The following is a 12,495-nucleotide window of genomic DNA, read 5'->3' as shown; positions in this document are numbered from 1 at the left end:
AAGCTGAGTACAGATACTTGTGCTGAGCCCTTCGACTTAGCTCAAGCGAGCCGTAGCCGAAGTATGGTGGGTGTCCCCAGGCAAAAACAAACATGAACACACCCATTAAAGCCGTGCAATCGCAATACTACGGAGAGGGCAACTCTCGAACTCCCCCTCCCGATTTACCTTCCCTGTTGCTGAAGGAGCGGATCGTTTATCTGGGTATGCCTCTGGTGCCTGCGGTAACAGAACTGATTATCGCTGAACTGCTGTTCTTGCAGTACGAAGACCCGGATAAGCCGATCAAAATCTATATCAACTCGACCGGCACTTCTGGTTACAGTGGCGAACCCGTCGGCTTTGAAACCGAAGCCTTCGCTATCTGCGACACGATCAGGTACATTAAGCCGCCCGTGCAGACTATTTGTCTCGGTTCGGCAATGGGCATGGCTGCGATGCTGTTAGCGGCTGGTACAAAGGGCTTTCGGGCGAGTTTGCCCCACGCTTCGATTGTATTGCACCAACCCAAGGCTTACACGCGAGGTCAAGCCAGCGACATTCAAATTCGGGCGAAGGAAGTGCTGGCAAATAAGGCGACGATGCTCGATATTTTTGCAAGCTGTACTGGCCAACCGATCGACAAAATTACTAAAGATATGGATCGGTTGCTGTACCTGACGCCCTATGAAGCGAAAGAATACGGTTTGATCGATCGCGTTCTTGAAAGTTCGGAAGAATTGCCGAAAGCCCTTTCTGCGGCCGTCGTATAACTGGGAATGGGGAATGGGGAATGGGGAATGGGGAATGGGGAATGTGGCATGAGTAAAAATTAAGGGTTAATGGCTAGTAGTTTCTACCCTGAATTAGTTATTCAATAGTTTTTTTATGACTAACAATTCCCAATTACCGATTCCCAATTACCGATTCCCAATTCCCAATTCCCAATTACCAATTACCAACTAAACGGAGTTCCGAATTATGCCTATAGGTGTGCCAAAAGTTCCCTACAAAATGCCGGGTGGTTATGATACTCAGTGGATTAATATCTACGATCGCCTTTACCGGGAACGGATTATTTTCTTGGGCAAGGACATTGACGATGAAATTGCCAATCAAATCATCGCGGTGATGCTGTATCTCGATTCGGAAGATTCGGGCAAAGATATTATTTTGTACATCAATTCCCCCGGGGGGATGGTGTCGGCAGGCATGGCTATTTTTGATACCATGCAGCACATTAAATCTGACGTGGTGACGATTTGTGTGGGCTTGGCTGCTTCGATGGGTTCTTTCCTGCTGGCTGCGGGTACGAAGGGCAAACGGTTGGCTTTGCCTCACTCGCGGATCATGATTCACCAGCCTTCTGGGGGGACGCGGGGACAAGCAACGGATATTCAGATTGAGGCGAAGGAGATTCTGCGCTTGCGCCACCAACTCAACGGTATCTATGCTAAAAATACCGGAAAGCCGATCGAGAAAATCGAGAAAGACATGGATCGCGACTATTTCATGTCCGCCGAGGAAGCCAAGGAATACGGCTTGATCGACAAAGTGGTAGAAGATCGTCCTTGACAGTTGACAGTTGACAGTTGACAGTTGACAGTTGACAGTTGACCTGCAAGTCCGAGGATTTGAGTAATGAATAGTCTTGTTTTAATTTCTCCCGCTTAAGGGAGAGGCTTTAAACCAATTCTTTCTGGTAAGTGGTTTTGATAGTGTAGTAGTGCGGGCAACCCTCGCACTACCATAGTTCGCGGTAAATTTTGGCAGAATCTTTACATTTAAGGATTCTGCCATATTTAATGGTATTAGAAAACTTGATTCATGCTAAATGGATATTGCAGATTATTACCGACAGTTAGGGCTAAGATCTGGTGCGAGTTTATCGCAAGTTAAGGCCTCTTATCGAAAGTTAGCCAGACAGTATCACCCCGATGTGAATCCGGGAAACGAACAGGCTAAGAATAAGTTTATTACTATTACTGAGGCTTATAAGTTCCTGGTGAATATTGCACCCGCCGATGTTGCGGAATCGAAAGTTGCCAATTCAACTGTACCGCCGACTCCGACAGCGCCAGCGGAGGCGGTGAAAGCTCAACCGCAAGCAGTTAAGGTGACTCGGAAACAGCAACCCACTGAAGATAAGCAGGATCTGTCGGCGGCGGAAGACAAGTTAAAAAAAGATGCTTATTTTGAACTGCAACAGTTGCTGAAATATCAGAGGTTTCCGCGGGCGATCGCCCTAATTGAGGGTTTGGCCCAGCGGATGCCCGAAGATCGGGAGGTGCGGCAGTGGCAGGCGATCGCCTATCAGCGCTGGGGACGGCATTTGATCGGGGAAAAGCAGGTGGATAAGGCGAGAATTTATTTGAAAAAGGCTGTGAAAACTGACCCTCACAATCGAGCTTTGTGGGCGGAAGTTGAGCGAGATTTTCGCAGGTTAGAAGAGATTTATTGATTGGGAATTGGGAATTGGGAATTGGGAATTGGGAATTGGGAATTGGGAATTGGGAATTGGGAATTGGGAATTGGGAATTGGGAATTGGGCATTGAGAATTGGGAATTGGGAATTGGGAATTGGGAATTGGGAATTGGGAATTGGGCATTGGGCATTGGGCATTGGGAATTGGGCATTGGTTCTGTGCAGGTAATCGAAAGACTATACTGTGTTGTATCAACTTGTAGGGTGCGTCACTATGAAATGTTCGATGAAATTTGCAGATTGTAGATGGGGCGCACCTTACTATTTTTTACGCTCGGCAATTCCGATCTGGTATCATAGAATTATTGAGTTGAGAAACCAGAGATGATTGACACACCATCCACCGAACCAACACTGACAGATGTAATCGAAAAATTAGACAGCCTATCAACCCGTGTTGACCACCTATCAACTCGTGTTGACAACCTAGCGACTGATGTCGAGAAGTTCAACGATCGATTTTCCAACTACCAGCAAGCGACTCAATGGGTTGTGCAGCTTGCTTTTACTCTGATTGCTAGTGCCACGATCACGGTGATTGTTACTTCGGTTCTGCGTCGGTAATCAAAAGGTTAATATTTTTGAGTTTTTCTAAAATAACTTGGGTATTTTCAGGTCGGTTTTCGGGTAGCGGTTCCATCAATTGGTCGATCAAGCTTACGAACAACTCGTCAACGCCTACAGCTTGATTTCTCCAATTTATTTTACCTGTTGTTGGATTGACGGGAAAGTCGATCGGCTGTAAACCCGTTAATAAATGTACAAAAGTACGCCCCAGGGCGAAAAAGTCCGATCGCACTTCAGCTTTACCTGCAACTTGTTCCGGCGCGCAATATCCCGCAGAACCTACGGGCGTTGTATCAATCCCTGCTTCTGTTGCAGCCCCAAAGTCAATTAGTCTCAATTTCCCATCGGCTGCAACCATCAGGTTGGATGGCTTAATATCCCGATGCACTAAATGATATTTGTGAATTTCCTGCAAAATATCAAGCATTTGTTGCAGCCAATCGAAAGCTAATTCTTGAGAAACGTACTGGTTTTTAGTTAAGAATTCCGCCAAGTTTTCTCCGCTAATTTTTTCCATTACCAAACAAGACAATTTCTGGAAGTTATTGGGGAGTTTAATTTGGAAATAAGCGTCAGGTTCGACTTTGGGAACTCCACCACTTCCCGCCAGCCAAATCAAAACTCGCGCTTCTTGCTTGAACAAGCGAACTAAGTCGGGATTGTGGGTGTGTTTCAAGACTTTTAAAACTTTGACAGTTCCCCATTCGTTTTCCCCTGTTCCCCAATCTTTGACTTCAAAGATGTCTGTGGGGCGTGCGGGATTGGGCGATCGCACTGGCTTGATGATACGATAGCGATCGGCAATTAGTAAAGCCGTGCCACAAGCCTGACAATTTTGAGTAGCAGCAGTATTTTCCCGTTGTTCGCATTGAGGATTGATACAGTAACTCATCTGTCTTGATGCGTCCTGGACTGACGGATTTAACGGATTGATTCAATTATTAGCGCGAAACCCAGTAGTTCTGACCTTACTACTGGGTTTCTATTACCGGCCATTTTACACGCTACCACATTTAAGTCAAGGATTTAAGATTAATATCATCGCGCTCTACCGATTGAGCTACTCCCCAGTGTTTGGTTGGGGAGGCTGGAATTGAACCAGCAACCTCGATGACCTGATTGTTCCTGACATTCGTTTTGGCGATCGGCGGTGAATGCTGAGTTTAGAGTAATAACTTGCTATTGAATTTGTACGCAACGCTGCCTCTGCCAATTTGGGCTACCCCTCATTATTAGGTTGAAGGGACAGGAGTCGAACCTGTACTGTCACAGTTGTACGGTTTAAATTAAAGTTTGAGATTGAGCTTGTACTCTGTTTATATCTTAAACCATAACTATCAAAAAAGCAAGCTATTAGCGGAAAATAAATTGAAAAATTCGCTCTCCTACTCTCTGTTCTTCAACTTCAGAATTGTTAGCTTCTTCGCGGGAAAACATCACAGCTTTCTGCAATATTTCCACCCTTTGCAGCAACTCATTGATCCGCTGCGCTGGTAAAGCTCCAGAAAACTTGACAGTGCGCCAGTAGCCGATCGTAATATCTTCGTAATAAACATCGACTTGAGCCGGATGGTGTTCCGTAGCTTCAGCTTTAACGTGATTGCGGGGAGTTTTAAAAGTCTTGAGAGTTTGCACCGGTTCTGTTGCCCAACAGTCGGCTGAAGCATCAAAGTTCCAAGTCTCGGAAGCATCTAAAACAGGAAGTTTTTTGATGAATGCTTGCAAATCTGACAGTTGCTTTTCAATGAATAGTAAATAGCTGACTGGCACTTGGCTCAAAAGCACGTTTCCGTCTACAGTTACGTCGGCACGGGCTCTGCAATTTGTCCAGTCTTTGGTTGCGGTTACGTCGAAGAGTTTGGTCAAAACTTCTGTTGTTTTGCGGATAATCTCTTCGGCTTTGACTTCGACTTTTTTGGACTCGGGCGGCAGTTGTTCGCCTTCTTCGTCTTTGGGGCGGTACGTGCGGGAGATTCCCGAAAGCACGGCGGGCTTCTGGAGGGCTTTTTGGGCTTCTGCTAGTTCTTGGATCGATCGGCTTTTGATGCCTTTCTCGATCGCGATAATCTGATTTAATCGTGCCATAGTTCTAAATTATTGATGCTGAAGTCACGTCGAGTATGGTTGCAGGGCGATCGTCAAACTCTTTCTCGTGTGGCTTTTAGGGCTTTGAGGACTGAAGTCCTGGCTGCAAACCTTACGATTTTTAAGCTGACATCACAGACATTTGTAGTATGACATACTTCAAATAGAATGACAACCTTTCCTTTGGAGGGGCCATGCCAAGAGTCCCCGCCCTGACTAGCCCAACAATTTATGACTCAAAAACTTGGCAAAATCCCTAGCATCGCTGCGGATCAAGTGAATGCCGTCATTAGTGCGCCATTCTCGCGGGGGCGGGGGGGGCAACCACTCAAAGCGATCGGACGGAAACAGCTTTTTAGTCAATTCTCGGACTTGTTTTCTCCTGATTGCAGCGTCAACTCGCGACTCTTGAGGAATGTCAAATAAAATTATTTTTGCCCCGCTATTTTTATTGATTTCAGCGATTTGAGCTCTAATTACAGCAGCTTCTTTTTTGATATCTTCTGCATCTTTTTTAGACAAAGGTTGGCTTTGAATGTCAACTGTTGTTTGGATAGCTTTTTGCGATAATTCCGGAGTAAGATTGCGAGCCTCTCCGCTATCTAGTGCCTCTTTTGTTGCTTTTTGATTTTGTTTAGAGCGTTTTTTTAACGAATGTATAAAAATACTAACTGGACGATATTCTTCTCTCAGTATTGGCAAATACTGGCGCATCCAATAAAAAACAGGATTGTACAAAGATTCAACTAAATCCCTATCTATTGTGCGACTAATAGTATCGTTAATTTCTACCAAAATAATCGGAGGGTTGCTATTACTTTTTTTAACTATTTCTAAACCCGTCTGGCTCGATCCTCCCCCCAAAGCTATGCTCTTTACGCCCTTTCCAATGTCTGTAACATGAAGGTTGGCAGATAGAGAACTACCCACCATGACAATTTTCAGATCGGAATCATCATATACATACCTTTGAGCTTTGACAATATTATTTTGAATCAGGCTAACTCCGTCAGAAGCTGGCAACACTCCGCCACTGACGAGAACTTGATAAAAACTTATTACAAACAGGAAAATTAGTACCGGGCGCAGAATAGATCGCAACTTGTATTTTATAAACATTGAACACCTTCTAGAATTGGAAATAAATAAATTGTTTCGAGCTGCCACTGTTGAGGAATATCATTGCTAGCATAATTCCTAAAGCTACATCTTGATAAATACTCCAGAATTTTTGATTTTTTTTAAGTGAATCATGTTTCATCAGATTTTGCCAAGTGGGAAAATGAGGAATGTGATAAATTACTACTGGTAGGGAAAAAGTTAGCGTCGGAATAATGTGAGTCCAACCAGGCTTGACTTTATAGTTGCGAACTAAAGTAACTACGAAGTCAACTGCTTCTTCAAATCGTGGGAGTTTGAAAAGCAGCCATCCGAAGGAAACAAAAGAGAAAATTCCTACAACGCTAACGCTGTCAAATAATAATTGCTGCCAGATTGGTTTGGTTTCTGCTGAATTGGGTTCTGGGGATTTATTTTTGGATTTGTCGAACCCAAAAAAGCGTTCTACTGCTAAACCAAATCCGTGATAAATGCCCCAAACTGCATAACTCCAAGCAGCACCGTGCCACAATCCGCCTAAAGTCATTACTGTCATTAAGTTAAGATAAGTTCTGATTTTTCCTTTACGGTTTCCTCCTAGGGGAAAGTATAGATAATCTCTGAGCCAAGTTGATAGGGAAATGTGCCACCTTCTCCAGAATTCGGAGAGGGAACGGGAGATGTAGGGAAAGTTGAAGTTGTCGGGAATTGCGTAGCCCAAAGCCGCTGCTAAACCGATCGCAATTAAGGAGTAACCGGCAAAATCGGCAAAGATTTGGATTGAGTAGCCGAACAGCAGCGTCAGGTTGGTAATAGTTCCAAATCCTTGGTAGTAGGGAAAGCTGATCCAGAAGGTATAGTCTTTTAAGTTGTCGGCGACGACCATTTTTAGGAAGTAGCCGACTGTGAGCGATCTAAAAATGAAATTGAAAGAAATGTCTTTTAAATATTTAGGCTCAATCTGGGGATAGAATGTCTTGGATTTTAAAATAGGGCCTGAGAGTAAATTGGGAAAAAAGCTAATAAAAAATGAAGTATTGAGCAGGTGTTGGCTAAATTTGGGTGATACGTAAGCGTGGGATTCTGTTTCGCTTTCGCTTTTATCTTTTTGACTCAGTACATCTACCACTAAACTTATGCCTTCAAAGGTGTAGAAAGAAATACCGATTGGCAGAGGTAATTTTAAGAATAAATAAGCAATACTGCCTTCGGTTCGAGCAATATTAAAAACATCTGCAACAAAGTTAGTGAGCAAACCGGCGTATTTAAACAAGCTCAAAATTAATACATTCAGAACTACTCCTAATAAGGCCCAAAAAAAACGCTGTTTCTTGTCTGAAATTCTGGCAATTTGAAAGCTGGCTGTAGCGTTGATCGCAATTGAGAGGAGCAGGATTGACAGCAGTGCGGGAGCGTTCCAACTGTAAAATATGAAGCTGGCAATTATGAGGATGGGAACTTGCAGTTTTTGTAAGGGAGGGAAATAATATATGGTGAAAACAATTGCAAAAAATACTAGAAATTCAATACTGTTAAATAACATATTCTTTTGATTTCGGTCTTTGATAAGTCTAACGGACAGCGGGTTGATTACTTTGGTTTTTCATCGGTTTTTCAACCGATATCCCTCGCGTTGTCTGGTGGGATTTTTGTGAAAAAACCCAGTTTCTGCGTCTCAGAGTTTTTTACCTAAGTTGTGACACCATTTTCCTAAAATAATGCAACTGTTGGCAAGCTTTAAACCCATACATAGTAAGTCATTTCCAACTTTTTGATTTTCTATGCAAAAAGCGAAAATCGAAAATCGAAAAAGTTATCACTCACTATATCAAGGAGTGGCACTAATGCCAAGAGCGGACTCGTGGTGAGAGGTCGATCGCGCTTCCTGCAAAAGTGTAGCAAAGTTTACCTATTTTTCACGCTGCGACTACCTCCTGAGATAGATGTGCAAATACCTCCAGGGGCAAATTGCAATATTGGGAAACATTTCTTAACATATAGATAACAAAGGGAATCCGAGGAGACCAAAAATCCTTAAGCCCTTGGGGTGCTCGGTTAACCAGATTCTTCGCAAACAAGGGCTAAATCAATGAACAAGCAGCAAAACTCCGAAGTTTCAGCATTTTTGCCAATGCTCCAAAAAGGCATTTGGCTGTTTGGGATTCTGTCTTGGATATTCGGGCTGACAGATAGAAGCATTGCACTATTGTCTGACGGATACCTGTCCGCGATCGATATTGTCCAGCTATTTACAGCTTCCTTCTTTTTCGTTAGTTGGATTTTTTTAAGCCCGTTTCTGAGTTCTAACTCCCAGAGTCAGCGGAAGGTAGAAGGCATTCGGCAGAAAGTAGAAGCATCTCGCTAGTTTTTAAGGAATGAGAATTAAATAACTTACAATCTTTATTGTTCTTGTGGGATGGGCGTCCCGCCCGTCCAGAAAGGACGGGCGGGACGCCCATCCCACTTTCAAGAGTGTAAATTATTTAATTTGCGATCCTAAGTTGTTATGTTAGATTCGGTCGGGCTGTTGGTTTCTTCTGTGGCGAAGCGGGCGGGCCAAATGCGATCGCAAAAAAACAAAGTCCCCGCCGTCATACACAGTGGAATCGCCAACAGATTCAACAGGGGAATGCTCACCAAACCCAAACAAACCAAACCAAAACTCCCGCTAGCCGGCAAACTCGCCCGAATTATCTCAAATTTATCCTGAAAAGGTAGCTTCCGCCGCTCCAAAGGTGCATTTAAAAAGTCCAAACAGACAATAGTCGCGCCCAAAGCTACGCCTCCTAAACTGCTAAGAATAGAGCCGGGGCCGGGGAGAAAATTCAGCAGCAGGAGCGGTATCCCGATGCTGAACAAAAGTTGTAGTTTTCGGATTTCAAAGCCGATCGCCATTTGTAGATCCCGAAAAATACTCGCCAAGTTCATTGGTGCTTCTGCGGGCAATTGACCGTTCCGCAGAAGTTCCAATTGTTCGGATAATTTGCCGTACCAGGGCGAACCTAAAATCACGCCAAACTGGACTAATAAAAACCCGATTATTAACAAAAGTCCTGAAACCAAAAGTACGCGCAGCAGCCAGCCGAAACCGATTGTTAAGACGCCAAGAAAGCTCAGCCAAGCTGGCAAACTCGCAATTAAATCATTAAATTTGACTGACAAATCGGCAACTAAAACGTCTATGCCTGCCAAACTAGGAAATAGCAAGCTTAAATAAAGACCGATACCAATTAAAAAATTTAGGACGACGGGAATTAATACATAAGTCCACAGCTTGGGAGTTTGCAAAATCAGCGTGAAAGCTCGAAAAGGATAGGTGAAACCTACCAAAAGTCCAAGGGGAGCGGTAATGGCTGCGGGGGCGGGATTTGAATTGAGCTGTTTTGACATATGGTTAAACAGTTGACAGTTGACAGTTGACAGTTGACAGCGAATTGATAAGAACGGAGATTTAAACTCCGTTTTTATCACAATCTGCCTTCATGAGTAAGGGCTTCAAACCCGGCTATTCGGTGAAGGAAGAAGGAAGAAGGAAGAAAGCCCTTCGACTACGCTCAGGGTACAAATTCTATTATTATTACGTATGAGGATTTATTGCAGGTAGCCCCAAAAGTGAAGCTTTTTATTTACCATACCCCGGAACTTACGCCAGCAGACAAGATGCCGGCTTGCGCGATCGCAGTTGATGTACTGCGGGCGACTACGACGATGGCGACGGCCTTGAATAATGGGGCGGAAGCTGTGCAAGTTTTCAGCGACTTAGATAAGCTGATGGCCGAGAGCGAAAAATGGCCTGGAGACAAGCGGATTCGCGCCGGAGAGCGCGGTGGCGCGAAAGTTGACGGTTTTGACATGGGGAATTCGCCGCTGGACTGCCCGCCAGAAAAGGTGACTGGAAAGCGAATTTTTATCAGCACAACTAACGGTACTCGGGCTCTGCAACGAGTGCAAGATGCTGCTACGGTGTTGACGGCGGCTTTGAACAACCGCAAATCTGTGGTGCAGTTTCTGTTAAGCAAAAAGCCGGAAAGTATTTGGATTGTGGGTTCTGGTTGGGAAGGGAGTTATTCGTTGGAGGATACGGTGTGTGCTGGTGCGATCGCCCAAAGTCTTTTAGCAGAAAGCGGTATTCCTGCGATCGATTTTGCTGGTAACGATGAAGTGTTTGGGGCGATCGCTCTTTATCTGCACTGGCAAGATCGGCTGCATGAATTGTTGGAAAAAGCCAGTCACGGCCAGCGCCTCCTGGGTTTGGGTGTGATTGAAGATTTAAAATATTGCGCGCAATTAGATACTTTAGATGTGCTTCCTATGCAGCGAGAACCGGGTGTGTTGGTGAAGTCGGATTTTAAAATTTCTTAGGCTGATTTCTGGGTTTTATCTTCGGAAGAAACGGCGAATTGAAATTGTCTGCGAGTGCAGTATTGGTAGGTACGCTGGGAGCATCTCAGTTTTGCATTTACAACAGTGCGAGCTTAAGAGCTCGCGTATTGTACAATACGCGAGCTCTTAAGCTCGCACTACAATAAAAAAAATGCTTTTTACAAAACTGAGATGCTCCCGATGCTCCCGGAGCATCTCAGTTTTGCATTTGTAGTGCGAGCTTAAGAGCTCGCGGGTATTATACTCGCGAGCTCTTAAGCTCGCACTCAAAGAAAAAATGCTTTTTACCAAAATGAGATGCTCCCTGCGAGTCCGCATCCAATCGGAGGACTGAAGTCCTCACTACGAACGACGGAAGTTAGTAATTAGCGAACAATATTTTTTCAATAAAGTGCAATTAAAGATATTGAGTAGGGAGACAATATTGTTGTATTCCTAGTGTATTCCAGACAATTAAGAATTGTTGGATTCGCCGAACCGTTGAATTAAACACTCGGCAATTCTGGCTGATGCACCGCCTTCTCCCATGCGGCGCCAGCCATTTTCAGCGATTAGCTGCAACCTGTCGGGATCGCGAAGCAAAGACTGGATGGTGCCGGCAACTTCGGCGGGATGTTTGACTAAAATTAATGAGGGGCCTAAGAGGCGACTTTGAGCTTCGGCAAAAGCGGGAGTAAATTGCGGGCCGCTTCCGGGAATGGCGATCGCCGGTTTTCCTAAACCGACAAATTGTTCTGTAGCGGTTCCGGCCATTGCGATCGCTAAATCGGCTTGGTACAAACAATCGTTAAAACTTTGCTGAGTTAAAATCATCGTGGCTTTTCTTTGCACAAAAGTCAAGGGCAATAGCAAATTAGGAGATTCTTTCCTAATTTCTTGAGCGCTAGAAACAGGAGGTCGCAAAATACTGCCTTCTCGCCGCTGGGTTTTAGTTTCGCCGTCTTGACGCCAGCCGAAAAATTCTAAACTAGGTCGCAAAGCTTCTAAGTTTAACTCGGGAGAAATAGCTCCGAAAAATAACAATTTGCGATCGCCAAACAGAGACAAAATTCCGGCTACAGCCTCTACTATTAGCAGCCAATTAGCATAGGCTTCCGGCGCTCGGGAACCGGGCAGTAAGGTGATGACGAGCGATCGCTCCATTTCCCGAAACTCTGCATCAGGGCCGTAAAAACGGGCGGGGTTTTCCGGTTCGAGTCCGTCCATCATGGGATTGCCGAGATTGTAGGCGGGAATTCCCAGCTTTTCTAAAGTCTCGGCGGTGAGGGCGTCCCGGACAAAAACGGCTTTACAGAGCTTTCTAGTCATCAACCAGCGCTCCCAAGGGAAATAAACCGATCGCGACCAAATCTTCCAAGCCCACGGGCGGGATTTGCCAGCCAGAGGCCCCTGCTCGTCCCGCACGTGATACTCCGACTTAGCCGTGCCGACAAAGGCATAGGGCGCGGCGCCCAGCCAAGCAAACAGCAGCGGTACAATATCTCCGCAAGCTAAGATTGCTGGCTTGTGATTTCCAGACTGTTGTGGCGATCGCACCCAAGCGCGGATAGCTTTAAACTGAGCTAGGGTCAACTGAAGCAACCCGCCTTTGACATCGCGCAAAAATTCCCTTCCGTCCATGTAGATAAAGCCACCCGAAGGCATCCGCTGCACCGGGCCGATGATGCAGGCGTTTTCTAGTTGAGCGAAAGCTTGCCCTTCGCCCACTAGCGGAAACACGGCTATTTCTGGGGGATGCGGGTGCTGTTGCAGTTCTCGCAAGATGCGAAGGGCGATCGCATCTTCTCCGTGGCCGTTACTGAGGCAAAGTATTTTCAATCCCAAATCTCTCAAAAAACTGTCTCTCATATTATCATCGGGCAAACAGGGCATCGGCCAAACAGGGCATTGGGCATACG

General features: G+C 45.1%; 13 protein-coding genes. 7 read left to right on the top strand and 6 right to left on the bottom strand.

Annotated elements, in window-relative coordinates; genetic code table 11:
- The first annotated feature begins 92 nt into the window (after positions 1-92).
- The 5 genes from JGK36_RS00805 (at position 93) to JGK36_RS00785 (ending at position 3,028) form a co-directional block, all read left to right on the top strand.
- Positions 93-752, top strand: a complete 660-nt coding sequence (locus JGK36_RS00805; RefSeq protein ID WP_293174629.1) for an ATP-dependent Clp protease proteolytic subunit — start codon at positions 93-95, stop codon at positions 750-752.
- Between the two features lie 208 nt (positions 753-960).
- Complete coding sequence (locus JGK36_RS00800) at positions 961-1,554, top strand: ATP-dependent Clp protease proteolytic subunit (RefSeq protein ID WP_293174632.1); 594 nt, start codon at positions 961-963, stop codon at positions 1,552-1,554.
- A 259-nt stretch (positions 1,555-1,813) separates the two neighbouring features.
- Positions 1,814-2,440 (top strand): J domain-containing protein, encoded by a 627-nt coding sequence (locus JGK36_RS00795; RefSeq protein ID WP_293174635.1) that lies wholly within the window; start codon positions 1,814-1,816, stop codon positions 2,438-2,440.
- Positions 2,441-2,710: a hypothetical protein gene (locus JGK36_RS00790; RefSeq protein ID WP_293174638.1), complete on the top strand. Its 270-nt coding sequence runs from the start codon at positions 2,441-2,443 to the stop codon at positions 2,708-2,710.
- A 78-nt stretch (positions 2,711-2,788) separates the two neighbouring features.
- Complete coding sequence (locus tag JGK36_RS00785; RefSeq protein WP_293174641.1) at positions 2,789-3,028, top strand: hypothetical protein; 240 nt, start codon at positions 2,789-2,791, stop codon at positions 3,026-3,028.
- Here JGK36_RS00785 and JGK36_RS00780 read toward each other — a convergent pair.
- From JGK36_RS00780 to JGK36_RS00765, 4 genes are all read right to left on the bottom strand, one after another.
- Positions 3,006-3,923, bottom strand: a complete 918-nt coding sequence (locus tag JGK36_RS00780) for a serine/threonine-protein kinase (protein ID WP_293189699.1) — start codon at positions 3,921-3,923, stop codon at positions 3,006-3,008. The two genes, JGK36_RS00785 and JGK36_RS00780, sit on opposite strands and share 23 nt — an antisense overlap.
- Before the next feature lie 461 nt (positions 3,924-4,384).
- Positions 4,385-5,116 (bottom strand): hypothetical protein, encoded by a 732-nt coding sequence (locus tag JGK36_RS00775; protein ID WP_293174647.1) that lies wholly within the window; start codon positions 5,114-5,116, stop codon positions 4,385-4,387.
- Positions 5,117-5,332: 216 nt separating this feature from the next.
- A complete protein-coding gene (locus JGK36_RS00770) occupies positions 5,333-6,235 on the bottom strand; it encodes a hypothetical protein (protein ID WP_293195695.1) in 903 nt (300 codons plus the stop codon).
- Positions 6,236-6,245: 10 nt separating this feature from the next.
- Positions 6,246-7,757: an MBOAT family O-acyltransferase gene (locus JGK36_RS00765; RefSeq protein ID WP_293195697.1), complete on the bottom strand. Its 1,512-nt coding sequence runs from the start codon at positions 7,755-7,757 to the stop codon at positions 6,246-6,248.
- A gap of 546 nt (positions 7,758-8,303) precedes the next feature.
- Here JGK36_RS00765 and JGK36_RS00760 point away from each other — a divergent pair.
- Positions 8,304-8,579, top strand: coding sequence for a hypothetical protein (locus tag JGK36_RS00760; RefSeq protein WP_293174656.1), 276 nt, complete (start codon positions 8,304-8,306; stop codon positions 8,577-8,579).
- A 131-nt stretch (positions 8,580-8,710) separates the two neighbouring features.
- On the opposite strand, the gene JGK36_RS00755 is transcribed toward JGK36_RS00760, so the two are convergent.
- Complete coding sequence (locus tag JGK36_RS00755) at positions 8,711-9,604, bottom strand: EI24 domain-containing protein (RefSeq protein ID WP_293174659.1); 894 nt, start codon at positions 9,602-9,604, stop codon at positions 8,711-8,713.
- 222 nt (positions 9,605-9,826) lie between these two features.
- On the opposite strand from JGK36_RS00755, the gene JGK36_RS00750 reads away from it, so the two are divergent.
- The gene (locus JGK36_RS00750) at positions 9,827-10,576 is read left to right on the top strand and encodes a 2-phosphosulfolactate phosphatase family protein (RefSeq protein WP_293174662.1); all 750 of its coding nucleotides are present in this window, start codon (positions 9,827-9,829) and stop codon (positions 10,574-10,576) included.
- A gap of 474 nt (positions 10,577-11,050) precedes the next feature.
- Here JGK36_RS00750 and JGK36_RS00745 read toward each other — a convergent pair whose 3' ends face one another.
- Positions 11,051-12,445 (bottom strand): lipid-A-disaccharide synthase-related protein, encoded by a 1,395-nt coding sequence (locus JGK36_RS00745; RefSeq protein WP_293174665.1) that lies wholly within the window; start codon positions 12,443-12,445, stop codon positions 11,051-11,053.
- Positions 12,446-12,495 lie beyond the last annotated feature (50 nt).

This window comes from Microcoleus sp. PH2017_35_SFW_U_B, assembly GCF_020737865.1.
GTDB lineage: Bacteria > Cyanobacteriota > Cyanobacteriia > Cyanobacteriales > Microcoleaceae > Microcoleus.
Note: the sequence above shows the minus strand (reverse complement) of the source record. Positions and strands in the feature narration are given on the sequence as shown.

Excerpts from the sequence above, each read along its gene's own strand:
- JGK36_RS00760 (WP_293174656.1), top strand. The coding sequence starts at position 8,304 with ATGAACAAGCAGCAAAACTCCGAAGTTTCAGCATTTTTGCCAATGCTC.
- JGK36_RS00785 (WP_293174641.1), top strand. The coding sequence starts at position 2,789 with ATGATTGACACACCATCCACCGAACCAACACTGACAGATGTAATCGAA.
- JGK36_RS00745 (WP_293174665.1), bottom strand. The coding sequence starts at position 12,445 with ATGAGAGACAGTTTTTTGAGAGATTTGGGATTGAAAATACTTTGCCTC.
- JGK36_RS00765 (WP_293195697.1), bottom strand. The coding sequence starts at position 7,757 with ATGTTATTTAACAGTATTGAATTTCTAGTATTTTTTGCAATTGTTTTC.
- JGK36_RS00775 (WP_293174647.1), bottom strand. The coding sequence starts at position 5,116 with ATGGCACGATTAAATCAGATTATCGCGATCGAGAAAGGCATCAAAAGC.
- JGK36_RS00805 (WP_293174629.1), top strand. The coding sequence starts at position 93 with ATGAACACACCCATTAAAGCCGTGCAATCGCAATACTACGGAGAGGGC.
- JGK36_RS00795 (WP_293174635.1), top strand. The coding sequence starts at position 1,814 with ATGGATATTGCAGATTATTACCGACAGTTAGGGCTAAGATCTGGTGCG.
- JGK36_RS00780 (WP_293189699.1), bottom strand. The coding sequence starts at position 3,923 with ATGAGTTACTGTATCAATCCTCAATGCGAACAACGGGAAAATACTGCT.
- JGK36_RS00755 (WP_293174659.1), bottom strand. The coding sequence starts at position 9,604 with ATGTCAAAACAGCTCAATTCAAATCCCGCCCCCGCAGCCATTACCGCT.
- JGK36_RS00800 (WP_293174632.1), top strand. The coding sequence starts at position 961 with ATGCCTATAGGTGTGCCAAAAGTTCCCTACAAAATGCCGGGTGGTTAT.
- JGK36_RS00770 (WP_293195695.1), bottom strand. The coding sequence starts at position 6,235 with ATGTTTATAAAATACAAGTTGCGATCTATTCTGCGCCCGGTACTAATT.